Source organism: Luteimonas sp. MJ250 (assembly GCF_039548455.1).
Lineage (GTDB): Bacteria > Pseudomonadota > Gammaproteobacteria > Xanthomonadales > Xanthomonadaceae > Luteimonas.
This window is the reverse complement of the sequence record NZ_JBCLVB010000003.1, coordinates 1-25,610: the sequence shown is the minus strand read 5'-3', so window position 1 is coordinate 25,610 and position 25,610 is coordinate 1. Positions and strand designations below refer to the sequence as shown.

The 25,610-nt window shown below is 70.5% G+C and carries 23 protein-coding genes; 15 read left to right on the top strand and 8 right to left on the bottom strand.

Annotation, left to right across the window (positions count from 1 at the left end; all coding sequences use genetic code 11):
• Window positions 1-234: 234 nt before the first annotated feature.
• The 6 genes from WCE37_RS00620 to WCE37_RS00595 are packed head-to-tail and all read left to right on the top strand — an operon-like array spanning window position 235 to window position 7,461.
• Window positions 235-2,613, top strand: coding sequence for a TonB-dependent receptor (locus tag WCE37_RS00620; protein WP_343277674.1), 2,379 nt, complete (start codon window positions 235-237; stop codon window positions 2,611-2,613).
• A gap of 20 nt (window positions 2,614-2,633) precedes the next feature.
• A complete protein-coding gene (locus WCE37_RS00615) occupies window positions 2,634-3,275 on the top strand; it encodes a PepSY-associated TM helix domain-containing protein (protein ID WP_343277672.1) in 642 nt (213 codons plus the stop codon).
• A 17-nt stretch (window positions 3,276-3,292) separates the two neighbouring features.
• Entirely contained in the window at window positions 3,293-3,808 is a 516-nt protein-coding gene (locus tag WCE37_RS00610) for a DUF2271 domain-containing protein (RefSeq protein ID WP_343277671.1), read from the top strand.
• Between the two features lie 40 nt (window positions 3,809-3,848).
• Complete coding sequence (locus WCE37_RS00605; RefSeq protein WP_343277670.1) at window positions 3,849-4,715, top strand: DUF4198 domain-containing protein; 867 nt, start codon at window positions 3,849-3,851, stop codon at window positions 4,713-4,715.
• Entirely contained in the window at window positions 4,715-5,770 is a 1,056-nt protein-coding gene (locus WCE37_RS00600) for an FAD:protein FMN transferase (protein WP_343277669.1), read from the top strand. Before WCE37_RS00605 ends, WCE37_RS00600 begins: the two co-directional genes overlap by 1 nt.
• A complete protein-coding gene (locus WCE37_RS00595) occupies window positions 5,767-7,461 on the top strand; it encodes a sulfite reductase flavoprotein subunit alpha (protein ID WP_343277668.1) in 1,695 nt (564 codons plus the stop codon). Before WCE37_RS00600 ends, WCE37_RS00595 begins: the two co-directional genes overlap by 4 nt.
• Before the next feature lie 47 nt (window positions 7,462-7,508).
• Here WCE37_RS00595 and WCE37_RS00590 read toward each other — a convergent pair whose 3' ends face one another.
• Entirely contained in the window at window positions 7,509-8,195 is a 687-nt protein-coding gene (locus WCE37_RS00590) for a HutD family protein (protein ID WP_343277667.1), read from the bottom strand.
• Window positions 8,196-8,290: 95 nt separating this feature from the next.
• Window positions 8,291-8,629, bottom strand: coding sequence for a ComEA family DNA-binding protein (locus WCE37_RS00585; protein ID WP_343253846.1), 339 nt, complete (start codon window positions 8,627-8,629; stop codon window positions 8,291-8,293).
• 199 nt (window positions 8,630-8,828) lie between these two features.
• Here WCE37_RS00585 and WCE37_RS00580 point away from each other — a divergent pair, with 199 nt between their 5' ends.
• On the top strand, window positions 8,829-10,337 hold the full coding sequence (locus WCE37_RS00580) for a M20 family metallopeptidase (RefSeq protein ID WP_343277666.1): 1,509 nt from the start codon (window positions 8,829-8,831) through the stop codon (window positions 10,335-10,337).
• A 173-nt stretch (window positions 10,338-10,510) separates the two neighbouring features.
• The gene (locus WCE37_RS00575) at window positions 10,511-10,786 is read left to right on the top strand and encodes a GlsB/YeaQ/YmgE family stress response membrane protein (RefSeq protein WP_343277665.1); all 276 of its coding nucleotides are present in this window, start codon (window positions 10,511-10,513) and stop codon (window positions 10,784-10,786) included.
• Window positions 10,787-10,854: 68 nt separating this feature from the next.
• Here WCE37_RS00575 and cysC read toward each other — a convergent pair whose 3' ends face one another.
• From cysC to WCE37_RS00560, 3 genes are read right to left on the bottom strand one after another with little or no spacing between them, the layout of a single operon-like run.
• Complete coding sequence (cysC, locus tag WCE37_RS00570; RefSeq protein WP_343277664.1) at window positions 10,855-12,684, bottom strand: adenylyl-sulfate kinase; 1,830 nt, start codon at window positions 12,682-12,684, stop codon at window positions 10,855-10,857.
• Window positions 12,684-13,589 (bottom strand): sulfate adenylyltransferase subunit CysD, encoded by a 906-nt coding sequence (gene cysD, locus WCE37_RS00565; RefSeq protein WP_343277859.1) that lies wholly within the window; start codon window positions 13,587-13,589, stop codon window positions 12,684-12,686. Before cysD ends, cysC begins: the two co-directional genes overlap by 1 nt.
• A 5-nt stretch (window positions 13,590-13,594) precedes the next feature.
• The gene (locus WCE37_RS00560) at window positions 13,595-15,004 is read right to left on the bottom strand and encodes a mannose-1-phosphate guanylyltransferase/mannose-6-phosphate isomerase (RefSeq protein ID WP_343253850.1); all 1,410 of its coding nucleotides are present in this window, start codon (window positions 15,002-15,004) and stop codon (window positions 13,595-13,597) included.
• 84 nt (window positions 15,005-15,088) lie between these two features.
• On the opposite strand from WCE37_RS00560, the gene WCE37_RS00555 reads away from it, so the two are divergent.
• The 3 genes from WCE37_RS00555 (at window position 15,089) to WCE37_RS00545 (ending at window position 17,435) form a co-directional block, all read left to right on the top strand.
• Window positions 15,089-16,102: a phosphotransferase gene (locus WCE37_RS00555; protein ID WP_343253851.1), complete on the top strand. Its 1,014-nt coding sequence runs from the start codon at window positions 15,089-15,091 to the stop codon at window positions 16,100-16,102.
• A 10-nt stretch (window positions 16,103-16,112) separates the two neighbouring features.
• Window positions 16,113-16,820, top strand: a complete 708-nt coding sequence (gene murU / locus WCE37_RS00550) for an N-acetylmuramate alpha-1-phosphate uridylyltransferase MurU (RefSeq protein ID WP_343277663.1) — start codon at window positions 16,113-16,115, stop codon at window positions 16,818-16,820.
• 171 nt (window positions 16,821-16,991) lie between these two features.
• Complete coding sequence (locus WCE37_RS00545) at window positions 16,992-17,435, top strand: hypothetical protein (protein WP_343253853.1); 444 nt, start codon at window positions 16,992-16,994, stop codon at window positions 17,433-17,435.
• 190 nt (window positions 17,436-17,625) lie between these two features.
• Here the strand turns inward: WCE37_RS00545 and WCE37_RS00540 are convergent, their stop codons facing one another.
• The 3 genes from WCE37_RS00540 to WCE37_RS00530 all read right to left on the bottom strand — a co-directional run bounded on the left by WCE37_RS00540 (window position 17,626) and on the right by WCE37_RS00530 (window position 21,355).
• Window positions 17,626-18,498, bottom strand: coding sequence for a pirin family protein (locus tag WCE37_RS00540; protein WP_343253854.1), 873 nt, complete (start codon window positions 18,496-18,498; stop codon window positions 17,626-17,628).
• Window positions 18,499-18,644: 146 nt separating this feature from the next.
• Window positions 18,645-20,822: a bifunctional 23S rRNA (guanine(2069)-N(7))-methyltransferase RlmK/23S rRNA (guanine(2445)-N(2))-methyltransferase RlmL gene (rlmKL, locus tag WCE37_RS00535; protein WP_343277662.1), complete on the bottom strand. Its 2,178-nt coding sequence runs from the start codon at window positions 20,820-20,822 to the stop codon at window positions 18,645-18,647.
• Window positions 20,819-21,355 (bottom strand): hypothetical protein, encoded by a 537-nt coding sequence (locus tag WCE37_RS00530; RefSeq protein ID WP_343277661.1) that lies wholly within the window; start codon window positions 21,353-21,355, stop codon window positions 20,819-20,821. Before WCE37_RS00530 ends, rlmKL begins: the two co-directional genes overlap by 4 nt.
• 66 nt (window positions 21,356-21,421) lie before the next feature.
• Here WCE37_RS00530 and WCE37_RS00525 point away from each other — a divergent pair, with 66 nt between their 5' ends.
• The 4 genes from WCE37_RS00525 (at window position 21,422) to WCE37_RS00510 (ending at window position 25,034) form a co-directional block, all read left to right on the top strand.
• Window positions 21,422-21,982 carry an N-acetylmuramoyl-L-alanine amidase gene (locus WCE37_RS00525; protein WP_343277660.1) on the top strand — a complete coding sequence of 187 codons (561 nt, stop codon included), beginning with the start codon at window positions 21,422-21,424 and terminating at the stop codon, window positions 21,980-21,982.
• Between the two features lie 59 nt (window positions 21,983-22,041).
• Window positions 22,042-22,944, top strand: a complete 903-nt coding sequence (tesB, locus tag WCE37_RS00520; RefSeq protein ID WP_343277659.1) for an acyl-CoA thioesterase II — start codon at window positions 22,042-22,044, stop codon at window positions 22,942-22,944.
• Window positions 22,945-22,948: 4 nt separating this feature from the next.
• Window positions 22,949-23,806 carry a hypothetical protein gene (locus WCE37_RS00515; protein ID WP_343277657.1) on the top strand — a complete coding sequence of 286 codons (858 nt, stop codon included), beginning with the start codon at window positions 22,949-22,951 and terminating at the stop codon, window positions 23,804-23,806.
• A gap of 94 nt (window positions 23,807-23,900) precedes the next feature.
• Complete coding sequence (locus tag WCE37_RS00510) at window positions 23,901-25,034, top strand: sigma-70 family RNA polymerase sigma factor (RefSeq protein WP_343277656.1); 1,134 nt, start codon at window positions 23,901-23,903, stop codon at window positions 25,032-25,034.
• The last annotated feature ends 576 nt before the right edge of the window (window positions 25,035-25,610 follow it).

Here is a 25,610-nt window from a genome sequence, read left to right as displayed (position 1 = left end):
CGTCGGGACCCGTGGGGATCCGGTTCTGGAAGGGGCGCGTCGCCGTTATAGCTGGTCCTACAGTTGAAGGTGCGGGAACTGGGGTGAATGATTCCCCCGTTGCGGTTGCTAATGGTTCTCATTACCATGGCGGTCCGCTGAATGCGTGTGGACGCCCCCGGGTTGCCGCGCACGCTTCCCGCGTCAAGCCGCCGCCAGACGTGGACCCCCCTGATTTCCGGAGCCGTTCCGTCCATGTCCACACCCGCCGCCCGCCTGCGCGTGCGCCACGCACCCGTGCGCACCGCGCTATTTGCCGCAATCACCGTCCTGCTGCCGCTGTCCACTGCGCTCGCGCAGGATGCGACGTCCGATGGCAGCGACGCGACCACCTTCGACACTCTGGTGGTGACCGCCGCAGGCTTCGAGCAGAAGCTCACCGACGCCCCGGCCAGCATCAGCGTGATCACCCGCGAAGACCTGTCCACGCGCCCCTACGTGACCCTGACCGACGCCGTGCGCGACCTCGAGGGCGTCGACATCGGCGAGACCTCGGACAAGACCGGGCAGAAGACCGTCAGCATGCGCGGCATGGGGCCGGACTACACGCTGATCCTCATCGACGGCAAGCGCCAGAACAACCACGGCGACATCTACCCCAACAACTTCGGCGGCAACCAGTTCAACCACGTGCCGCCGCTGGACATGATCGAGCGCATCGAAGTGATCCGCGGGCCGGCCTCCACGCTGTACGGCGCCGACGCCCTGGGTGGCGTGATCAACATCATCACCCGCAAGGTCGGCGACCGCTGGATGGGTTCGGCCACCGTGTCGCACAACCTGCAGGAAAACGACGACTTCGGCAGCGACAGCACCTTCGACTTCGCGGTCATGGGGCCGCTGGTCCAGGACACGCTGGGCCTTGCCGTGCGCGGCTCCTGGTACGACCGCAATTCGTCCACGCCCGAGTACGAAGTCATCACCGCTCCCGACGGCACGGAGTTCGAGCGTTCGCTGGGCTTCGGCGGCGGCGGCAAGACCGTCGACAACACCAACAAGAGCGCCGGCGTGACCCTGAGCTGGACGCCAGGCGAGTTCCAGAGCGTGGTGTTCGAATACGACAAATCCGAGCAGGTGTACGACAACACGCCGTACATCAACAACCTCGGCACCGAGACCTACCCGCTGGGCACGGTGGACGGGCTGGGCGGCATCTGGCGCGCGCCGCCGCGCGTCGGCTACGCCGCCGACCAGGAGTTCACCCGCGACCAGTGGTCCGTGACCCACCAGGGGCAGTGGGAGTTCGGCAACAGCTTCCTGTCGCTGTCGCATATCGACACCGCCAACCACGGCCGCACCCTGCCCTTCACCGTGGCCGAGCGCCTGCTGCACGAAGACATCTACTGCGACAACGCCGCCACCTGCGACACCGGTCCGTATGCCGGCCTGGGCCGAGAAGAACGCCAGCAGCTGGCGGTCGAAGCCTTCCTGCCGCGCCCCAAGCGCACCATGGAAAGCCGCCAGTACACGCTGGACGGCAAGCTCGACTTCGCGCTGGGCGCGAACCACCACGTGATCGTGGGCGGCCAGGTCGTCGACGGCGAACTCGAGGACGGCGTGTTCGGCATGGAAGGCGGCAGTGACGGCGGCGGCACCGTGCAGGAGCACAAGATGTGGTCGGTGTTCGCCGAGGACAACTGGAACCCCGTCGACGCGCTGACCATCACCCTGGGCCTGCGCCATGACGACCACAACATGTTCGGCAGCCGCCTGAGCCCGCGTGCGTACGCGGTCTGGGACCTGGCCCCGGCCTGGACGCTGAAGGGCGGCGTCAGCACCGGCTACAAGACGCCCAAGACCACCGACCTCTACGACGGCATCATCGGCTTCGGCGGCCAGGGCACGTCGCCCTTCGTCGGCAATCCGGACCTTGAGCCGGAGACCAGCGTCAACACCGAAGTCGCGCTGTACTGGACCGCGCCCGAGGGCGGGCACAACTTCAACGTCACCATCTTCCGCAATGACTTCGACGACAAGATCGCCCGCGGCGAGACCAGCCAGAGCTGCGAGGAAACCGGCGGCGTGCGTCCCTGCGCCAACCTTGGCGACTTCGGCCTGCTGGGCTACACGAGCTACGCGCAGAACATCAACATCGACGAAGTGCGGATCCAGGGTGCGGAAGTCGCCGGCCGCTGGGGCATCAGCGAGGCCTGGTCGCTGCGCGCCAACTACACCTTCACCGACAGCGAGCAGCTGAGCGGCGACGACAAGGGCCTGCCGCTGACCAACACCGCGAAACACATGCTCAACGCCAGCCTCAACTGGCAGGCGACCGACGACTTCAGCATGCAGCTGTCGTCGGAAACCCGCTCCAAGCGCTACCGCGACGTGATCGACGGCGTCCGCTACGACTACGAGGACTACACCGTCCTCCATCTCGGCGCGCAGTACCGTTTCAGCGAGAACGTCCGCCTCAACGCGCGCATCAACAACCTGCTCGACGAGGACTTCACCAGCTTCCGCACGGTCTGGACGCAGGATGCGGGCGGCGCCTATGCGCCCACCTATTACGACGACTACAACAACAAGGACAAGTCGCGGAACCTGTGGCTCAGCCTGAACGTGCAGTTCTGATCCGCGACGCCGGCCCCGACGTGACCCGACCCTCCACACCTTCCGGCAACGCCGCGGCCCAGCGCCGCGGCTTCTGGCTGCGCACGCTGCACCAGTGGCACTGGATCAGCTCGGCGGTGTGCCTGGTCGGCATGCTGCTGTTCGCGGTCACCGCCATCACGCTCAACCATGCCGCGAAGATCGAGGGCAGTCCCGAGGTCGGGAACCGGCAGGTCGAACTGCCGGCGGAACTGCTGCCACAGCTCGAAACCCACGTGGAAGGCACCGCACCGCTGCCGCGCGAGCTCGAGCGCTGGCTGCGCGACGAACTCGGCGCACCGACCGGCGGCCGCGAGGCCGAGTGGTCCGAGGACGAGGTCTACCTGTCGATGCCCGGCCCCGGCCGCGATGCATGGCTTGCCATCGACAAGGCCGGCGGCACGGTCGAGTACGAACGCACCGACCGCGGCTGGATCTCCTACCTCAACGACCTGCACAAGGGCCGCAACTCCGGCCCCGCGTGGGGCTGGTTCATCGACATCTTCGCCATCGCCTGCATCGTGTTCACGCTGACCGGGCTGTTCCTGCTGCAGATGCACGCGCGCCAGCGCCCCACCACGTGGCCCTGGGTGGGCCTGGGCCTGGTGGTGCCGGTGCTGCTCGCCCTGCTGTTCATCCATTGATCCACGAGAGGCCACGCATGCGCATTCCCCTGACCATCGTCCTTGGCGGCCTGCTGGCCACGCCGGTGTATGCCGCCGAGCTGACCGTCGAGGTCGAAATCCCGTCGATGACCGTGGCCGAATACCACCGTCCCTACGTCGCGGTCTATGTCGAGGGCGCCGACGGCAAGGCCGCCGCCGATCTTTCGGTCTGGTACATGATGAAGGACACCGCCGAAGGCCACGGCACCAAGTGGCTGCCCGACCTGCGCCAGTGGTGGCGCAAGTCCGGGCGCACGCAGCAGATGCCGGTGGACGGCGTCACCGGCCCGACCCGTCCCGCCGGCCGCCACGCGCTGAAGTTCAACGCCCGCGATCCGCGGCTGTCCGGCCTGGCGCCGGGGCGCTACAGCGTGGTCGTCGAAGCCGTGCGCGAAGTCGGCGGCCGGGAGCTGCTGAAGATCCCCTTCGACTGGCCGGCAACTTCGGCGCAGTCGGGCGAGGCGCGGGGAAAGACCGAACTTGGCGCGGTGAACGTCGCGATCAAGCCCTGAGCCCGGCCACACGACACGCATTCCTTTCCGGAGACCGAAGATGAAGAAGACCCTCGCACTCGCGCTTGCCCTCGCCGCCGTGCTGCCCATGACCGCCTCCGCGCACAAGCAGTGGATCATCCCGTCGCAGGCCGTGGTCAACGGTGGCGACGTCTGGGTGACCTTCGACGCCGCGGTGTCCAACCAGCTGTTCTTCCCCGACCACGTGCCGATGCGCCTGGACGGCATCACCGTCACCGCGCCGGACGGCAGCAGCGCGGAGCTGGCGAACGGTGCCACCGGAAAGTACCGCAGCACCTTCGACGTCGAGCTCGCGCAGCAGGGCACCTACCGCATCGCCAACGCCGGCAGCGGCATGTCGGCGCGCTGGGACACGGCCGAAAGCCTGGCCGCGAAGGCGAAGGCCGAGGCCGCAGGCATGCCCGCCGGTCCCGACGCTCGCGGCGGCTTCCTGCGCAGCGCCACCGCCGAGGACCTGGCCACCAAGGTGCCGAAGGACGCGCAGAACCTGGAGGTCACCGAGACCGTCCGCCGCGTCGAAACCTTCGTCACCAACGGCGCGCCCAACGCGACCGCGCTCGCCGCCACCGGCACCGGCATCGAGCTGGAGCCTGTGACCCACCCCAACGACCTGTTCGCGGGCGAGGAAGCGACCTTCCGCATCCTGGTCGACGGCAAGCCGGCCGCCGGCCTCGAGTTCGAGATCGTCCGCGGCGGCACCCGCTACCGCAATGCCCAGGACGACATCGCCGCGACCACCGACGCCGAGGGACTGCTCCGCGTGACCTGGCCGGACGCCGGCATCTACTGGCTGGAAACCGGCCTGCAGGACGACAAGGCCAGCCTGCCGCAGGCTACCGGCCGCCGCCTCGGCTACGTCGCCACCCTGGAAGTCCTGCCGCAGTAATGGGTCCACACGGCGCCATCGCCGCGCGACCCGCGCTCGCGGTGCACGCGCTGGGCGGCGCCACCATGGGCACGCTCTGGCGGGTGTCGGTCGCGGCACCGCCCGGCGCCGATCTGCACGCCCTGCACGACGGCATCCAGGCCTGCCTGGATCGCGTCGTCGCGCAGATGAGCACCTGGGAGCGCGACTCCGACATCAGCCGCTACAACCGCGCGCCCGCGGGCAGCTGGCAGGCGCTGCCGCAGCCGTTCTTCAACGTGCTGCGCGACGCGCTCACAATTGCCGCGGAGAGCGGCGGCGCCGTCGACCCGACCGTCGGGCCGCTGGTCGAGGCCTGGGGCTTCGGCCCCTTCGGGGGTGGCGGACGCGTGCCGGACGCGGAGACGCTGGCCTCGGCGCGCGCGCGAACCGGCTGGCAGCGGGTGCTCCTCGACAAGGGGGGACAGCGGGCGCTGCAGCCCGGTGGCACCGGCCTCGACCTGTCCGGCATCGCCAAGGGCCACGGCGTGGACGCCGTGGTGGACTGGCTGCAGGCGCACGACACGCCCGCCGCGCTGGTTGAGGTCGGTGGTGAGCTGCGCGGCTACGGCCGCAAGCCGGACGGCAGCGCCTGGAAGGTCCTGGCCGAAGCCTGGCCGGACGACGATGGCGACGATGGCAGCCTCGGCGCGCACGGCGTGGACGGATCCGGCGACGCGCGCCAGGACACGGCGCGGAATCGTCCTGCCGCAAGCTGCGTGATCCAGCTCGACGACGCCGCGGTCGCCACCTCGGGTGATCACTGGCATCGCTTCGACCAGGACGGCCGCCTGTACTCGCATACGATCGATCCGCGCACCGGCGCACCGGTCGCGCATGCCCCGGCCGCCGTGACCGTGGTTGCCGGGACCGCGCTGGCAGCCGACGCCTGGGCGACGGCACTCACGGTGATGGGGCCGGAGCGCGGCTTCGAGCTGGCACAGGCCCGCGGCATGGCCGCGCGCTTCGTACTGCGCGACGCCGAGGGCGAGCGCGAACGCAGCACCGACGCATACATGCAGCGACTCGCGCAGTGAGCGGCGCGTCCGCCACCCGCCGCGCACGCGCGGCACAGGCCGGCATCCTGCTCGCGCTGTGCGCTGCCGCGCTGGCCTTGCTACCGCTGCACGACGACGTCTGGTGGCCCGGTCCGCCAGGCACCACGCAGGGATGGCTGGCGACGCTGCTTGCGGCGGCCTATCTGGCGGCCAGCGCCGCGAAGCTCCTGCACGCGCGTCGCGACGCGCGCGCACGGGCCTCGTCCGAAGCCGCGATCACCGACGCAGCCGACGCCGACGACTGGCTCGTGGTCCATGCCAGCCAGACCGGCCAGGCGCTGGACTTCGCCCGGCGCACGGCGGACGCGCTGCAAAGCGCCGGACTGCGCCCCCGCCTGCGCGGGATCGCGACGCTCGATGCCGCGTCGCTCTCGGCCGCGAAGCAGGTGCTGTTCGTCGCCAGTACCACCGGCGAAGGCGACGCACCCGACCCGGCCGCGATCTTCGTCCGCGACACCATGCACGCCGGCATCGCCCTGCCCGGGCTCCGCTACGCCGTGCTGGCCCTGGGCGACCGCAGCTACCAGAACTACTGCGCCTTCGGCCACGCCATGGACCAGTGGCTGCGCGATGCGGGGGCCAGGCCGCTGTTCGATATCGTCGAGGTCGACAACGGCGATCCCGCTGCGCTGCGCCACTGGCAGCACCACCTCGGCGTCGCCGCCGGGGCCCCGGAGCTGCCCGACTGGTCGCCCGCACGCTATGCGCCGTGGACCCTGGCCGCACGGCGCGAACTCAATCGCGGCAGCCCCGGCGGCGCCGTGCACGAAGTGCTCCTGTCGCCGCCCAGCGGCAGCGACCCGCAGTGGCGCGCAGGCGACATCGCCGAAACCGGTCCGCGCCAGGCGCCCCGGGCCGTGGTCGCGCTGCTGGTCGCCACCGGCCTGGATCCGGCGACGCAGGTGCGCGTGGGCGACGGACACGCGTCGCTGCGCGACCTGCTGGCGCGCTCCCACCTTCCGGATGCGGGCGAACTCCGGGGACTTGACGCGCAAAGCGTCGCCTCACGCCTGCAGCCGTTGCCGCATCGCGAATACTCCATCGCATCGGTTCCCGGGGAAGGCGGGCTGCGGCTGCTGCTGCGGCGCATGCTGCGTCCGGACGGCAGCCCGGGCATCGGTAGCGGCTGGCTTTGCGACCACGCGCAGCCTGGCGGCGTGATCGACCTGCGGATCCGCGCCAATCCCGGCTTCCATGGCCCCGGCGCCGGCACGCCACTGGTGCTGGTCGGCAACGGTACCGGCATCGCCGGCCTGCGCGCGCACCTTGCCGAACGCATTGCCGCCGGTGGCCACCGGAGCTGGCTGCTGTTCGGCGAACGCAGCGCCGAGCGCGACTTCCACCTGCGCGAGGACATCCTGCAGTGGCTGGACCACGGCGCGCTTGCGCGCCTGGACCTCGCGTTCTCGCGCGATGCCGAGGGTGCCGGACTTGCAGAATCGGCAGTCATCGGCGGCGCCGCGGCGATCCACCGCGGCTACGTGCAGGACGCCCTGCGCGCGGAATCCATGCGCCTGCGCCGCTGGGTCGACGACGGCGCCACGATCCTCGTCTGCGGGAGCCTGCAGGGCATGGCGCCGGGCGTGGACGCCGCGCTGCGGGAGATCCTGGGCGATGCGGCGGTGGAGCGGATGCGCGTGGACGGCCGGTATCGGCGCGATGTCTATTGAGCCTGCGTGCTGCGTGTGCCCCGCTGGCGGACATGCCTGCTGCAGGATTACCGCGTGAGGCGAGCGTCCGGGTCGCAGCTATGCAGCTGTAGCTGCTCTTGCATGGGGTTTGGCGGCGATGGCTCGACGCGTATGAGCAGCAGCTCGCCGGCGCCTTCGACCAGGCAGCGCCTGCGCGCGGCATCGGCTTCCAGCATGGCGCTGTCGCCCATTTCAAGCAGTGGCAGCGCATGGTCGCCCCCGACCCTGGCCTGGCCCGTCAACACGTGCACGACCCACGCGGCGCCCGGATCGACGAACAGCAGCATGGAACCCACCAGCGGTCGATGCCACAGCTGCGGTGCGACGCGCCCGTCCTGCCACATCAGGTTGAACACCTCGACCCGCCCCGCCCGCAGCCGGGCCTGCACCGCGGCCTCGCCGCTGAAGCGCTGACGTCCGTGCGGCGGTGCCAGCACGCGCTCCGGTCCGTCGCCGAAGTCCAGGGCAAGGCCTTCCCCGGCCAGCAGCACCTGCTCACGCTGCACGCCGGGAAAGACGGAGTACGGCCCGTCGGCTTCGATCTCGGCGATCGACAGCCGCCAGTTCCAGCCTTCGCCGGCACCACGGGAGGCCGCGTGGATCTCGCGCGTCCAGCCCAGGCCGTTGCGCCAGCGCAGGCGCCGGTATTCATTGGCGGGAAGATGGCGTGCGAAGGCCGCGTCGCTGGACATGGCGGCAGTGTAGCGCCGCATGCCTGCCCTCTCGAAGGCGCGCGGGACGCGTCCCTGCGTCCCGCCACGCCGTTGCCGCGCCAGGTGCGTCCCTGCACCCGTAGCACGGAGTCGCGTCAGGGCGTGGAGGCGGCAACGGGCTTGGCGGCCGCCGGCTTCTTTGCCGCGGCGGGCTTGGCCGCGCCACCACCGACGACGATGCGGTCGCGGTTCCGCTCGACCGTCTTCAAACCCACGCCCTTGACGTTGACCAGTTCGTCGGCGCTCTTGAACGCACCGTTGGCCTTGCGGTAGGCCACGATGGCCTCGGCCTTGGACATGCCGATATTGACCATCACGCTTTCGATGGTCGCGGCGTCGGCGGTGTTGATGTTGACCTTGTCACTGGCGAAGGCGCTGCCGGCCATGAGCAATGACAACAGCACCGGTGCGAGTACGGACTTCAGGGGAATCATGGCGCTCTCCTTGCGTGGTTGGGTTTCCTTTCCACCGGGCCATCCTGGCGCCGGCGTGGCCAGTCTCGACGCCTGCCACGGGCCAGGGCCATCGCCACGACGCCCGCGCAAGCGCCGGCCCGCAACGCGTCGCACCGTCCGGAAACCCTGACCCATGGGGCGTAGAATCGGGCTTTCCCCGCAAAAAAAGGCCTCCGCGATGGACACCAGCCTGATCAACCCCGACAGCGCCGAGAAGTTCGTATCCGGCAAGTGGGACGACGAGATCGTGCCGCAGCTGGTGGAATACATCCGCATCCCCAACAAGTCGCCGATGTTCGACGCCGACTGGGTGAAGCACGGCTACATGGAAGACGCGGTCAGGCTGATGGAAGGCTGGGCGCGCGCGCAGCCGATCCCCGGAATGCAGCTGGAGGTGGTGCGCCTTGAAGGCCGCACGCCGCTGATCTTCATCGACATCCCCGCGACCAACGGCGGCAACGCCGACGACTGCGTGCTGCTCTACGGCCACCTCGACAAACAGCCGGAGATGACCGGCTGGGACGACGACCTCGGCCCCTGGAAGCCGGTGCTGCGCGACGGCAAGCTCTACGGCCGCGGCGGCGCCGACGACGGCTACGCGATCTATGGTTCGCTGACCGCGCTCATGGCGCTGCAGGAGCAGAAGGTCCCGCACGCACGCTGCGTGGTGCTGATCGAAGCCTGCGAAGAATCCGGCAGCTACGACCTGCCCGCCTATGTCGACCACCTGGCCGACCGCATCGGCCAGCCTTCGCTGGTGGTCTGCCTGGACTCGGGCTGCGGCAACTACGACCAGCTCTGGTGCACCACCTCGCTGCGCGGCCTGGCCGGCGGCAATTTCAGCGTCAAGGTGCTGGAGGAAGGCGTGCACTCCGGCGACGCCTCGGGCGTGGTGCCGTCGAGCTTCCGCCTGCTGCGCCAGCTGCTGTCGCGGATCGAGGACGAGGCCACCGGCCGCATCCTCCTGGATGGCCTGCACGTGGAGGTCCCCGCCGAACGGCTCGCGCAGGCGCGCAAATGCGCCGACGTGCTCGACACCGCCGTGTTCGACAAATTCCCGTTCCTGCCGGGAATGACGCCAATGAGCGACGACCTCACCGAGCTGGTGCTCAATCGCACCTGGCGCCCGGCGCTGTCGATCACCGGCATCGGCGGCATGCCCTCGCTGGAATCGGCCGGCAACGTGCTGCGTCCGGAAACCGCGGTGAAGCTCTCGCTGCGGCTGCCCCCGACGCTCGACGGCAAGCGCGCCGGCGAGCTGCTGCAGGAGTCGCTGCTGCGCGACCCGCCGAACGGCGCGAAGCTCGCCCTGGAGCTCGAGAAGGCATCCAGCGGCTGGAACGCCCCGGCGATGGTGCCGTGGCTGGACAGTGCCATCGACTCCGCCAGCCACGCGTTCTACAAGCGCCCGGCCATGTATATGGGCGAAGGCGGCTCGATTCCATTCATGGGTATGCTCGGCGAGAAGTTCCCGGGCGCGCAGTTCATGATCACCGGCGTGCTTGGCCCGCACTCAAATGCCCACGGTCCCAACGAATTCCTGCACATCGACATGGGCAAGCGGGTGACCGCCTGCGTGGCGCAGGTGATTGCCGCCCACCAGGCCGCAAGCGCGCGCGGCGAGACCACGGGCGCGGCGGTGGCCGCCGACAGCGGAACGCGGCACGGCGACCACGGCTGCTGCTGAGGCTGCCGCTGAGGCCGAGCCGTTGAGGCTCCTGGCGAGACTGCTGCCGAGGCCGCAGCCGGCTCCTGTCGGAGCGGCCATGGCCGCGATCGCGCTCCGCGGACGCGGCGCGGGACACACCTGCCACCGCCCCTGTTAAGCTTCCGCGGTCATCCACGCAAGAGGGGCGCGTCATGGACGGTGTATTCGGCGGCAGCAGCTGGCTCTGGATCATTCTGGTTGGCTTGGTGGTCGGCGTGCTCGCGCGCCTGATCAAGCCAGGCAAGCAGGGCATCGGCATCATCATGACGATCGTGCTCGGCATCGTCGGCGCGCTCTTCGCCGGTTGGGTCGGGCGCCTGCTGGGATGGTATGCGGAGGGCGAAGCGGTCGGCTTCATCGCATCGCTGGTCGGCGCGATCGTTCTGCTGTTCATTGCCGAGGCCATCAAGGGCAAGCGCAGGCGCTGAGCCGGCGCGGGCTTCGCACGAACGGAAAAGCCGGGCATCGCCCGGCTTTTCCGTTCCCGGGCCAGGCCTCAGTCGAGGAGGGCTGCGATCACGCGTTCGGCGAGCGCTGCGGGCCCTGCCGACATCGTGTCCAGCACCAGCTCCGCGCCCTCCGGCCGTTCATAGGCCGAGTCGATGCCTGTGAAATTGGGCAGCTCGCCGCGGCGCGCCTTGGCGTACAGGCCCTTGGCGTCGCGCCGCTCGGCTTCGGCCATCGGCGTATCCACGAACACCTCGATGAAGTCGCCCTCGGCGAACAGCGCGCGTGCGGAACGACGCTCGGCGCGGAAGGGCGCGATGAAGCTCACCAGCACGATCAGCCCGGCATCGGTCATCAGGCGCGCGACGTGGGCGATGCGCCGCAGGTTCTCGACCCGGTCCTCGTCGGTGAAGCCGAGGTCGCGGTTGAGGCCATGGCGGATGTTGTCGCCGTCGAGCAGGTAGGTGTGGCAGCCGCGCGCGACCAGGCCGCTCTCGACCAGGTTGGCGATGGTCGACTTGCCGGCACCCGAGAGCCCGGTGAACCAGACACAGCGCGGCCTTTGGCCCTTGAGTGCGGCGCGGACGTTGCGGTCCACGTCCAGGTCCTGCCAGTGGATGTTGTCGGCGCGGCGCAGGCCATGGCGGACCATGCCGGCAGCGACGGTGGCGCGGCTCAGCATATCGATCAGGATGAAACTGCCCATCGCCGGCTCGTCGGCAAACGGCGCGAACGGGATCGGCGCGTCGAGCGACAGCACCACTTCGCCGATATCGTTGGCCTGCAGGCGCTTTGCGGCCAGCGGCTGCAGGGTTTCGGGATCGAGCAGGTGCTTGATTTCACCCACGCGCGCGCCGACAACGCAGGCACTCGCCTGCAGCTGGTAGCGCCGCCCCGGCAGCAGCGCGGCGTCGTCGAACCACAGCAGGTCGGCGACAAACTGGTCGGTGGCGGCCAGGGGCGCGCCGGCGGCGGCAAGCACGTCGCCACGCGCGGCGTCGACGTCCTCGGCCAGGCGCACGGAGACGGCGTCGCCGGCATGCGCGGTGCCGACCTCGACGCCACCGCGGCGCAGGCCGGCAACGGTCGCGGCCACGCCGTCGGGCTCGATCCGCAGCGCATCGTCCACGCGCAGCGTGCCCGAGGCCATGGTGCCGGCCAGCCAGCGCCCGCCGTCATCGTCGCGCAGCACCAGCTGCACGGGCAGCCGCGCGGCAAGGTCGGCGTCGCGCGCCTCGACCTGCACCGATTCGAGGTGCTCGAGCACGGTCGGTCCCTCATACCAGGGCATCGCCTCCGAACGCGTAGTGACGTTGGCGCCGGTCGCCGCGGCCAGCGGGATCGCGACGGCATCCGCGATGCCAAGCTTCGCGGCGTGCGCGCGGTAGGTGCCTGCAATCGCCTCGAACGCGGCGCGATCGTGGCCCACGCGGTCCATCTTGTTCACGGCAAGCAACACGTGGCGGACGCCGAACATCGCCGCGATCGCGGTGTGGCGGAAGGTCTGCGGCAACAGCCCGCGGGTGGCGTCGACCAGCACGATCGCGAGGTCGGCGACCGACGCACCGGTGGCCATGTTGCGCGTGTACTGCACGTGTCCGGGACAGTCCGCGATCAGGAAGCGGCGGCGCGGCGTGTCGAGGTGGCGCCAGGCGACATCGATGGTGATGCCCTGCTCGCGTTCGGCCTCGAGGCCATCCAGCAGCAGCGCGTAGTCGACGTCACCGCCGCGGGTGCCGTGCGTCGCACTGGCTTTCGCCAGGGCCGCGCGCTCATCGTCGGGCACGCGGCCGGCCTCGGCCAGCAGGCGTCCGATCAGGGTGCTCTTGCCGTCGTCGACGCTGCCGCAGGCGACCAGGCGCAGGAAGTCGCCCGCCATCAGAAATAGCCCTCGCGCTTCTTCTTCTCCATCGAGTCGCCCTCGGCGTGGTCGATCAGGCGACCTGCGCGCTCCGACTGCGTGCCCGCCTCCATCTCGGCGATGATGGCGTCGAGGTCGGTGGCATCGGACTCGACCGCGCCGGTCAGCGGATAGCATCCAAGGGTGCGGAAGCGCACGCGGCGCAGCACCGGCGCCTCGCCGGGCTCGAGCCGGAAACGCGCGTCATCGACCATCACCAGGGTGCCGTCGCGCTCGACCACCGGTCGCTCCGCGGCGAAGTACAGCGGCACCACCGGGATGCCTTCGCGGCGGATGTAGCGCCAGACGTCGAGCTCGGTCCAGTTCGACAGCGGGAACACGCGCATGCTCTCGCCCGGATTCACCCGCGCGTTGTACAGGTTCCACAGCTCCGGTCGCTGCCGGCGCGGATCCCAGCGCTGGTTGGCGTCGCGGAAGGAAAACACGCGCTCCTTGGCGCGCGACTTTTCCTCGTCGCGGCGCGCGCCGCCGATCGCGGCGTCGAAGCCACCGGCGTCCAGCGCCTGGCGCAGCGCCTGGGTCTTCATCACTTCGGTATGGCGGCTTGCGCCATGGCTCTGCGGACCGATGCCGTCGCGCACGCCGTCGGGGTTCACGTGCACGCGCAGGTCCACGCCGGTCTCGGCGGCGCGCCGGTCGCGGAAGGCGATCATCTCGCGGAACTTCCAGGTGGTGTCGACGTGCAGCAGGGGGATCGGCGGACGCCCCGGGGCGAAGGCCTTCAACAGCAGGTGCAGCAGCACCGAGCTGTCCTTGCCGATGGAATACAGCATCACCGGCTTGCGGCACTGCCCGGCGACCTCGCGAAGGATGTGCAGGCTCTCGGCCTCGAGCCGGTCGAGCTGGCTGTCGATCACGGCCACCTTGCTCACGAGCGCCCGTAGACGTCTTCGTAGCGGACGATGTCGTCTTCGCCCAGGTAGTCGCCCGACTGCACTTCGATCAGCTCCAGCACCTCGCTGCCCGGGTTCTCAAGGCGGTGCTTCGCGCCCAGCGGGATGTAGGTCGACTGGTTGGCATGCAGCTCGAAGACATCGTTGTCGCGGGTCACGCGCGCGGTGCCGCGGACCACGATCCAGTGCTCGGCCCGGCACCTGTGCGACTGCAGCGACAGCCGGCCGCCCGGCTTGACCTTGATGCGCTTGACCTGGAAACCCGCGTCCTGGTCGATCGAGTCGTAGCTGCCCCAGGGCCGGTGGACCTCGCGATGGAGCACGGCGTGGCTGCGATCGTCGGCCTTGAGCCGCGCGACCACGTCCTTGACCTGCTGCACCCGGTCCTTGTGCGCGACCAGCACCGCATCGTCGGTCTCCACCACCACCAGGTCGTCCACGCCCACCAGCGCCACCAGGCGGCGCGACCAGGCATAGCTGTTGCGGCTGCCGATCGCGATCACGTCGCCATGGCCGGCGTTGCCATCCGCGTCCTGCTCGCTGACCTGCCACAGCGCCGACCACGAGCCGACGTCGTTCCAGCCGATGTCCACCGGCAGCACCATGGCGCGATCGGTCTTCTCCATCACCGCGTAGTCAATCGAGTCCGCGGGCGAGGCGGCGAAGGCATCCCTGTCCAGGCGCACGAAGTCGCCGTCGCGGGTGGCGCCGTCGCTGGCGCGGCGCACCGCGTCGAGCATGTCCGGATGGAAACGGCCCAGCTCTTCCAGATAGCGCGAGGCCCGGAACAGGAACATGCCGCTGTTCCAGTAATAGCCGCCGGCATCCAGGTAGGCCTGGGCGGTGGCGACGTCGGGCTTCTCGACGAAGCGCAGCACGTCGCGCACGCCGCTACCGGCGGCCGCTCCGGCCTGGATGTAGCCGAACCCGGTTTCCGGCGCTTCCGGCACGATGCCGAAGGTGACCAGCGCACCCGCTTCGGCGGCCGCGGATGCTTCGCCCACCGCGACGCGGAACGCCTCCCCGTCGCGCACCACGTGATCCGACGGCAGCACCAGCAGCAGCGGATCGGCGCCACCGGCCATGGCCTGCAGGGCCGCGGCGGCGATCGCCGGGGCGGTGTTGCGGCCGACCGGCTCGAGGATGATCGCCGCGCCCTCCACGCCCACCTGTCGCAGCTGCTCGCCGGCCAGGAAGCGATGCTCCTCGTTGGCAACCACGATCGGCGCCAGCGCCGCCAGCGGCGCTACCCGCAGCCAGGTGTCCTGCAGCATGGTGTGCTCGCCCGTCAGCGCCAGGAACTGCTTGGGATACGCCTCGCGCGACAGCGGCCACAGGCGCGTGCCGGAGCCGCCGGAGAGGAGCACGGGTTGCAGCTGCATCATGGCAAGGCGCCTGGCTGTCTAATGAGGAGCGCGAAGTTTACCCTGTGCGCACCGCCGCCCCGCCGGCCACCGACCGCATCCCGCATGACCACCGCCAGTGACGAAACGCACGCGACCGGGCGCCTGGCCTGGGCGCGCATGGCCGCCGGACGACCCGGCCTTGTGCTTGAACGCGCGTCGACCGACGCCGGCTTCCGCAGCTACTGGCGCACGGCCGGCAGCGCCGATGCCAGCCTGATCGTGATGGACTCGCCCCCCGCGTTGGAGGACGTGCGGCCCTGGCTGAAGATGCACGGACTGCTCGAGCGCGGCGGCGTGCGCGTGCCGCGCGTGCTGGCGCGCGACGTGGAGCGCGGCTTCCTGCTGCTGGAAGACCTCGGCGTGGACACGCTGCTCCACGCCATCGACACCGGCAACGCCGATGCCTACTTCGACGCCGCCATCGACCAGCTGCTGCACATCCAGGCGATCCCCGCGCCCCCCGACCTGCCGCATTACGACGAAGCCCTGCTTGCGCGCGAGCTCAGGCTGTTCGACGACTGGTTCCTTGGCCGGCACCTCGGCGCGACCCTCGGCTGCGCCGACATGGACGCGCTCGACCTCGTCTACCGGGTATTGATCGACAGCGCCCTGGCCCAGCCGCGCGTGCTGGTGCATCGCGACTACATGCCGCGCAACCTGATGCCTGTGGCCGGCGGACTGGCCGTGCTGGACTTCCAGGACGCGGTGCTTGGCCCGGTGTCCTATGACCCGGTGAGCCTGTTCAAGGACGCTTTCCTCAGCTGGCCGCAGGCGCGGGTCGACGGCTGGCTGACCGGCTACCACGCGCGCGCGCTGGCGGCAGGCGTGCCGGTGCCTGCGTCACCGGAGCGCTTCCTGCGCGATGCCGAGCGCGTCGGCGTGCAGCGCCACCTGAAGGTGCTTGGCATCTTTGCCCGCCTACACCACCGCGACGGCAAGCCGAAGTACCTCGCCGATGCGCCGCGCTTCCTCGCCTACCTTGATGAAGTGCTCCCCCGGCACCCGGAGCTCGCGCCGCTGGCCGGCGTGCTCGACCGCCATGTGCGCCCCGCGCTGGCCGCGACGGCGGCCGGCTGAGGAGCGCGCGATGAAAGCCCTCGTCTTCGCGGCCGGCCTTGGCGAACGCATGCGCCCGCTGACCGACACCACGCCCAAGCCCCTGCTTGATGCCGGCGGCAAACCCCTGATCGCCTGGCACCTGGAAAAGCTGGCCGCCGCCGGCGTGCGCGACGTGGCGATCAATACCTCGTGGCTGGCGCCGCAGTTCCCGCTGATGCTCGGCGACGGCTCGCGCTGGGGCCTGCGACTGCACTACTCCCATGAAGGCGATACGCCGCTGGAAACCGGCGGCGGCATGCTGCACGCGCTGCCGCTGCTTGGCGATGAGCCTTTCATCGCGGTCAATGGAGACGTGTGGTGCGACTACGATTTCGCACGCCTGCCCCAGGCTCCCGAAGGCGATGCCTGGCTGGTGCTGGTCGACAACCCCGGCCACCATCCACGCGGTGACTTCGCGCTCGACGCGGAAGGACGCGTGCATGCGGACGGTGCGCCGCGCCTGACTTTTTCCGGCATCGGCGTGTACCGGCCGGCGCTGCTGCGAGACTGGCGCGATGCCATCGGCGATGCACACGGCGCGGACGCCCATCCGGCGCGCTTCAAGCTCGCGCCCCTGCTGCGTGCGGCGATGGCCCGAGGCATGGCCTCGGGCGAACACCACCGCGGCCGCTGGACCGATGTCGGCACGCCGCAGCGGCTGCAGGCGCTGTCGCGCGAGATCGCAGCGGACGCGTGACCCCGGCGCGCGTCCGCGTATGCCTCGCCGGTTTGACCGGAGCTGGACGAACACGATGAAAACGGCCCCGGAATGCAACAAACGTGACGCACGTCACGGACTTTGTCGCGCCGCACAAGACAGGATCAGGCGAGGCGCACATCGATCCGTGCCGCCCAAGGGGGAACAACCATGAAAACAGGCACCGTGCTGGCCACGGCTTTTCTGCTTGCGGCAGGCAGCGTGCATGCGCAGTCTGGCGGCGACTGTCCCGCGCTTCCGGCAAGCAGCGGCCTCGCCTGGGAAAAGCTTGACGGCAAGGACTACACCTTCTGCAAGGCCATCCGCGCCAGCGACGGCGCGCAGATGCTGGCGGTGATGATCACTGGCGACGCGCCGTTCCGCCCGCGCCGCGGCAACCGGACGGTGGAAACCGTGATCGATGGCCAGGACACCTGGTGGTACCGCAGCGAGCTCTCGGGACCGGCCGGCATCGAAGTGCGCGAGACACTGGTCGAACTGGATCGCGGCAACGTCGCCCACATCTCCTTGCGCGGCGACGAAGCACAGCTGTCCGAGGCCATGTCACTGGCCGAGCAGCTGCGCTTCGACGTCATCCGCCTCTCGACCAACTGAATCCAGCCGCCCGGTCGACGCATGCGGGCCTGGCCTCCCGCGCCGGGCGCCGACGCTCCGCAGCAGGCGAGTGGCCTTCGCAAGCGCAAGGCCGCTGGCCCGCTCGCCGCGGCCGTGCGCTGCACGGTCGTGATGACTGCCATCAACCACGGCCGTTCAGGTGGTGCCGACCATCGGCGCCACGCTCCCCTCAGAACCGGCCCTGCTGGAAATCGACGAAGGCCTGCATCAGCTCTTCGCGGGTGTTCATCACGAAGGGGCCGTGGCGTGCCACCGGCTCGCGCAGCGGCCGGCCCGACACCAGCAGCATGCGTGCCCCGGCCCCGCCCGCGTCCACGCGCAGCGCGTCGCCACCGCCAAGGACGCCGAGTTCATGGCTGGCCAGGGTGCGCGCCTCCTCGCCGCAGCCGATGGCGGCCTCGCCTTCGAATACGTAGACGAACGCGCTCTGGCCCTCGGGCAGCCGGTGCTCCCAGGCCACGCCCGGCGCCAGCGACACGTCCAGGTACAGCGGATCGGTGGCCGGCTGTTCGATCGGCCCGCGCACGCGGCGACCATCGGCGGCGGCGATCTCCCCGGCCACCACGCGGACATCGACGCCTTCCGCCGGCGTGACGCGCGGGATGCGGTCGGGCGCGAACTCCTGGTAGCGCGGCTCGATCATCTTGTCCTTCGCGGGCAGGTTCACCCACAGCTGGAAGCCGCGCATTCGGCCTTCCTCCTGCTCGGGCATCTCCGAATGCACCAGACCGCGCCCCGCGGTCATCCACTGCACGCTGCCGGGCACCAGCAGGCCTTCGTTGCCGTGGTTGTCGCGATGGCGCATGCGGCCGTCGAGCATGTAGGTGACGGTCTCGAAGCCGCGGTGCGGATGCTCCGGGAAGCCCGCGATGTAGTCCTCGGCACGGTCGGTGCCGAATTCATCGAGCAGCAGGAACGGATCGAGGTCGGGCAGCCCGGCGCCGCCGATCACGCGCGTCAGCTTCACGCCGGCGCCGTCGGAGGCGGGCTGGCCGCGCAGCTTGCGCACCACGCGGGTGGAGTCGAAATCGGCAGTGGTCATGGCGGGTTCCTCTGGAGGCTCTCCCACATCATGGTGCCGCCGCGCGGTGAGGATAGCGCCACGCGTGCAACTGTCTGATCCGCCGAACCGGACTGCAGCAAGGCCGGCGGTGCGCAACACGCCGGGAATCGCGGCTGCAGCCGCTGTTACAGGGCGCGCGCGCCGGAGGAGCGGCGGCGCAGCCGCCAGGCCTTGTGGATCCGCGGGTTGCGCGCGAAGTCAGGCGGGATCGTCGCGGCGGTGATGTCCTCGCACTCCGCGAACGCCGCCACCGCCTCCTCGTCCAGGCGGAAGCGGCGGTAGTTGTTGGAGAAGTACAGCACCCCGTCCGGCGACAGCCGCGCGACCGCGGCCTGCAGCAGCTGCACGTGCTGGCGCTGCATGTCGAAATCATCGGCGCGCGCCGAGTTCGAGAACGTCGGCGGGTCGCAGAAGACCAGGTCGTACTCGCCGGTGTCGGCCTCCAGCCAGGCCACGGCATCGGCCTGCACCAGGCGATGCGCGTTGCCACCGAGGATACGGCCGTCGACGCGGTTGCCGCGCAGGTTGTCCGACGCCCACTGCAGGTAGGTCGCCGACAGGTCGACGCTGGTGGTGCTGGCCGCGCCGCCCACCGCCGCATGCACGGTGGCCGCGCCGGTGTAGCAGAACAGATTGAGGAAACGCTTGCCGCGCGCCTCGCGCTGCAGGCGCGCGCGCAGCGGGCGGTGGTCGAGGAACAGGCCGGTGTCGAGGTAGTCGAACAGGTTCACCCGCAGCAGCGCCGCGCCCTCGCGCACCGTGATGTATTCACCGCGGCGCAGGGCCGCGGCATCGGCGTACTTGCTGCCGCCCTTGCCACGCGCGCGGACCTTGGTCGCGACGCGCTCGCGCGAGACGCCGAAGACTTCGCGCGCGGCCGCCAGCACTTCGCCGAAGCGGCGGCGCACGTCGGCGTCCGGGATGTCCGCCGGCGCGGCGTATTCCTGCACATGCAGCCAGGTCGCATCGGGATCGTCGGCTTCGGTGTAGACATCGATAGCGGCCGAATACTCGGGCAGGTCGGCGTCGTAGGCGCGGTAGCAGCCGATGCCCTCGCGCACGCGCCAGGACTTCAGCGCGCGCAGGTTCTTGCGCAGGCGGTTGGCAAGCATCTGCGCGCCGGGCGACAGCGGGCGGGGCGTGGCGTCCTCGCGCAGCGGCGGCTGCACCGGATCGACGACCAGCAGCGAGCACTCCAGCGCACCGTTGAACACCTGGTAGACCTTCTGCGGGCGCAGGCCGGTGGCCCGCGCCAGGTCCGGGCTGCCGCAGAGCAGGCTGGCGCGCCAGTACGGCGCGATCCGGCGCAGGGCATCGCCAAGTCCGCGGTAGAGCTGGGCGTCGGCGGCGAGGCGCGCGTCGTAGGGCGGGTTGCTGGCGACCAGGCCGCGGACCTGGACCATCGGCCGCAGCGCGGCAACCTGGCGTTCCTCCAGCTGCAGCACGTCACCGAAGCCTGCGGCGGTCGCGTTCTCGTGCGCGGCCCGCAGCGCTGCCGGATCGACGTCGCTGCCGTAGAACACCGGCCGCAGTGAATCGCGTCCCGCGCGCTCACGTGCCAGTGCGTCTTCACGCAGCGCGGTCCACGCGCCGGCATCGAAGCCGCTCCAGCGCGAGGGCTGCACCTCGCCATGGCGCAGAAGGCCGGGCGCCACGTCCGCGGCCATGGCCGCGCCTTCGACCAGCAGCGTGCCGCTGCCACACATCGGATCCAGGAGCGCGCCGCCCTCGGCATGCACCTGCGGCCACTGGCCACGCAGCAGCACCGCGGCGGCCAGGGTTTCCTTCAGCGGCGCATCGCCCTGCGCGCGACGCCAGCCGCGACGGTGCAGGGAGCCGCCGCCGAGGTCGACGGAAAGGATCGCGCGGCCCTTGCGCACCACCAGGTTCAGCCGCAGGTCGGGCGCATCCAGGTCGACGTCCGGGCGCGCCCCGGTCTCGGCGCGCAGGCTGTCGACCACGGCGTCCTTGACCCGCAGCGCTGCATAGCGCGCATGCGTGATGCCTTCGCCCGACACCCGGGCATCGACCGCCAGCGTGCGGCCCGGCGCCAGGTGGCTGGCCCACGGCAGGGCCACGGCGTTGCGGTACAGCGTGTCTTCGTCGTCGCAGTAGAACTCGGCCAGCGGCCACAGCACGCGGCTGGCCAGGCGCGACCACAGCACCGCGCGCTGGGCGTCGGCGAGCTCGCCTTCGACGTTGACGCCGGCGACGGTGGCGGTCGCGCGCGCGCAGCCGAGCGCAACCAGCTCGTCGGCCAGCAGGTATTCCAGGCCCTTGCCGCAGCTTGCGAAGAATTTCACGGCGACAGCGCGCCCAGCAGGTCGGCGAACAGCCCCGCCGAAGCTTCGACATGCGCGGACAGGCGGTGGCTGTCGTCGACCAGCAGCAGGCGGTCGCGACGCGGCATCGCCCAGGCGACGACATCGGCGGCCGGTATCAGCTCGTCGTGCCAGCCGTGGATGATCGCGGTCGGCACCGCGCCGGCCTGGAGCGGGTAGGCCTTGGCCAGGTTCACCGGCGGCGCCATCAGGAACAGCGCGCGCGTGGGCACTTCAAGCGAGACCCGCCCGGAGATCCAGGCGCCCAGGCTCGACCCCGCGAGCACCAGCGGGCCTTCGGCGGCGCGGGCGGAGGCGAGCGCCTGCAGGTGGGCCAGGCGCCGGGCGACGTCGCCCAGGTCGCTGACGTCATGCATGGCGTCGAAGCCGGTGTAGTCCGGACGTTCGTGGCTCCAGCCCAGGCGTTCGGCGACCTCGGCCAGTGCGGTGACCTTGGTGGCGTCGGGGCCGCTTTCGAAGCCGTGCGACAGGATGCAATGGCCGCGTGCGGTCATGGGGTCCGGAGAGGTTCGGGGGAATGTGAATGCTAGCATCGCGCCGTCCCCCGCCCCGGCCGCGACGTGCGCATCGACCCCCTGCCCTACGAGTCCCTGCTGGAGACGCGCCCGCTGGCGCAGGTCGACCTGGTGGTCATCCACTGCACCGAACTGCCGGACCTCGCCCTCGCGCGCGAATACGGCGAACGCGTGCTGTACCCGGCCAGTGGCACCGGCAACAGCGGGCACTGGTACGTCGATCGCGACGGCACCACGGAACGCTGGGTGGCTCCGGCGCGGGTCGCGCACCACGTCCGCGGCTTCAACCCGCGATCGGTTGGCATCGAACTGGTCAACACCGGGCGCTGGCCGGACTGGCTGGATTCACGCCGCCAGACGATGGAGGAAGCGTATCCGGAGGCCCAGATCGAGGCGCTGGTGGCACTGCTGGCGATGCTGGTCCGCGACCTGCCCGCGCTGCGCTGGATCGCCGGCCACGAGGATCTCGATACCGCCACGGTCGCCGCCGGCGACGACCCCGCGGTCCAGGTGTGGCGCAAGCGCGATCCCGGACCGATGTTCCCCTGGCAGCGGCTGCTGGACGCCACGTCGCTGCGGCGCCTGCCCCTGCCTCCGCCGCTCTAGCTCTGCTGCGGGCGCGCTTGCCGGCCGGGGTTCACCGCACGCCACCGTATAATCGGCGGATGCCCAACAGCGCCCCCGCCCCCGCTTCCGAACTCCTTGAACTGCTCACCCTCGAGCGCCTGGAGGACAACCTGTTCCGCGGCCAGAGCCGCGACATCGGCACCAAGTACGTTTTCGGTGGCCAGGTGCTGGGCCAGGCGCTGTCGTCGGCGCAGAGCACGCTGTCGCAGCCGCGCGCGGCGCACTCGCTGCACGCCTACTTCCTGCGCGCCGGTGACATCGAGCACCCGATCGTCTACGACGTCGACCGCACCCGAGACGGCGGCAGCTTCTCGGTGCGCCGGGTGACCGCGATCCAGCACGGCAAGGTCATCTTCTTCTGCGCCGCATCGTTCCAGGAGCCGGAGGGTGGCGCCGAGCACCAGCTGTCGATGCCCGAAGTACCGCAGCCCGAAGACCTGGAGCCCGCGCCCGCGATTCCGGACAAGGTGCTCGCGAAGCTCCCGACCAAGATCCAGCGCTGGCTCGACCGCAGCGGCCCGTTCGAGTTCCGCCACATCTATCCGCGCGACGAACTCGACCCGCCCAAGCGCCCGCCCTACCAGCAGGTCTGGTTCCGCCTGGCCGAAAAGGTCGGCGATGCGCCCGAGCTGCACCGCACGCTGCTCGCCTACGCCTCCGATTTCCACCTGCTCGGCACGGCCACGTTCCCGCACGGCATCAGCTACTACCAGCCGAAGGTGCAGATGGCTTCGCTCGACCACGCGCTCTGGTTCCACCGCCCGTTTCGCGCCGACGACTGGCTGCTCTACTCCATCGACAGCCCCAGCGCGCAGGGCTCGCGCGGACTGGCCCGCGGCATGATCTACGACCGCGCCGGCCACCTGGTCGCGAGCACCGCGCAGGAAGGGATGATCCGGGTGGTCGAAGGGCAGCCCGGGCAGGTCCCGGCGCGGAGCTGACGCCGTGCGCCAGGTGTTTTCCAGCTCCCGCATCGAGAACGTCGAAGCGGTGGCCCGGCTGCTTGAAGAGGCCGGCATCGAGGTCCGGATCAGCAACGGCCGCTCCTACCGTGGCGCCATCCGGGGCAATTTCAGCTATCGCGACGGCAACAACAGCGGGCCGCGCCCGGCCGTCTGGGTGATCCGCTCCGACCAGCAGCCCGAGGCGCGCCGCATGCTGCGTGAAATCGGCCTGCTGCAGGACACCACGCCGCGCAGCGAAAGTTTCATGCCGCCGCCGCCTTCACTGGCCGGAGGCACCAGCTCACCGCTCTCCGCGCGCGGTGGCGGACGCTTCCGCTACGGACTGCTGCTCGGGGTGGCGGTGATGGTGGCGCTGGTGATGATCGCCTACCGCGCCAGCCGTGGTGGTGGCGACGATGACGCCTTGGCCGCCGCGCCGGCGGCATCCGTAACGGGCGCGTCCACCCCGGCCGGAAGACAGGCGCCCGCGCCGACGTCCGCTGCCGACATGCCGCTTGTCGCCACCCTGCCCGACGAAGCCTTCGTGATCGCCACGCCGCCGGCGCTGGCGGCCACCCTGCTGCGCGAAGCGCTGGAGGCCGCCGGCACGCGGCGCGGCTGCCTCGGCATCGACGGCGCCGACCCGGGCCCCGCGCTCCTGCAGGCGCTGGCCGGCGAAGGGTTCGACGTGGTCCCGGCCTCGGACTGTGGTGATGCACGCCTGCTGGTGAGCGTGTCCGACTACGCCACCGACGGCTCCGGCAGCGGCACCGTGCGACTGGCCGTGGGCGAAGGCGAGCCCCGGACCCTGGCGGTTCGCCGCGACGGCCAGCACTGGCGGCGCGAAGACGCGGAGTGAGGCAGCACGGGTGGAGCCTGCCAAGGGTCACGTTTCCCGCACCGCCGCGTCTGGATAGGATGGCGCCTGCCCGGTGCCGCCACGCGAGCCGCCCATGACCACCTGCGCCATCGATGCCCTGATCCACCGCGACCTCCCCGCCGCGGCCGACGGCTGCCAGCAGGCCTACACCCGCATCATCGTCGCCAGCCAGAACACGGTGACCGCGGTGGCCCTGGCCATCACCCGCGATCCGACCGCCAGCGAGGACATCGCCCAGGAGGCCTTCCTCTCTGCCTGGCAGAACCTCAAACGCCTGCAGAACCCGGCAAGCTTCCTGCCCTGGCTGCGCCAGATCACCCGCAACCTGGCCTATGACCACCTGCGCCGCCATCGCCAGCGCGTGATCGGCGGCGAGGCCGCGGAAATCGCCATCAACCATGCCGCCGATCCGTCCGCGCTGCCCGAAGAGCAGCTGCTCGACGCCGAACGCGAACGCATGGCCGCCGAGCTGATCTCCGAGCTTCCCGAAGAGAGTCGCGAAGTGCTGCTGCTGTACTACCGCGAAGGCCAGAACTCGCGCCAGGTGGCCGAACTGCTGGGCCTGTCCGACGCCGCCGTGCGCAAGCGCCTCTCGCGCGCCCGCAAGAGCCTGCGCGAAGACCTGCTGTCGCGCGTCGGCGACTTCGCCCGTTCCAGCGCGCCGGGCACCGCGTTCGCAGTGGGCGTCACGGCCATGCTCGGCTTCAGCCGGCCCGCAGCCGCGGCGGGCTTCGCCAAGGTCGGCGGCAGCGTCATCGGCGGCGTGTTCGGCAAGGGCGTGCTCGGGACGGCCGGCGCGCTTGGCGGCGGCCTGCTGGCCGGGCTGGTCACCGCCTGGCTGTGCCGGAAGATGCTCGTGGCCTACGCCGACGACGAGGCCGAGCGCGGCGGGATCCTTCGCGTCTACAACACCTACATCTGGACCTCGTTGCTGGCGGTGGGCCTGACCCTGGCGTCGGCCTTCACCTTCGACAGCCTGGTGCCGACGTATGCGCTCGCCCTGGCCGCGATCGCGGTACTGAACTACCAGCTGCTCGGTCCGCTGGCGCGGACCATGCAGCCGCTGCTGCGGCGCGACGCCATCCGCAACCCCGAAGGCGCGCGCTCGAGGCAGCTGCTGTACCGGCTGACCTTCGGCACCAGCGGCGTGGTAATCAGCAACGTGGCGATCATCGGCGGGCTGGTGTTGCTGTACCTCAAGGGCTGATCGGCGGCATGCGGTCCGGGCATTGAAAAGGCTCTTCTCCCGCTTGGGGGAGAGACCTACGGCCGGCCCGGCGTTGTGGCTGGTTCTTCTCGAGGCTCCGGGGTGCTGACGTGACAGTTGGGGCGTTGTTGGGCCGGGAACTGCTCCGTCCTGGTCCGCGCTGCCCGTCCCGTGCACAGGGGGTGTGCTCCCCCGGCCTGTCCGCGTCCTGCTCCCAAGGCCGGCCGCCGGCCATCCATGGCCGGCTGTACGCACACCCCCTGTGCACGGGACGGGCCGTGGCGTTTCCTGGCTTCGGGACGAACATCAAGAGCGTCGCGCTCGCCGGCGTGGCCGTGGCTATGCCGCTTGATCCGGTGAGAACCGCCCGGTTGCGACATCTGCGTCGACGTTGCCTTCGTCCACCACCGCGCAAAAGGTCCGGGCCCGCCGTGGAGGCAGCGCACACCCTCCCGGAAGACGACCAGCGGGCGTATCACCCGAAAGCCCCCTCGCTCCGGTGAAAAACCATGAAAAAAAGGCCCGCGCCATGAGCGCGGGCCCGGGAACAGGGGAAAAAGGGACAACCAACCAACG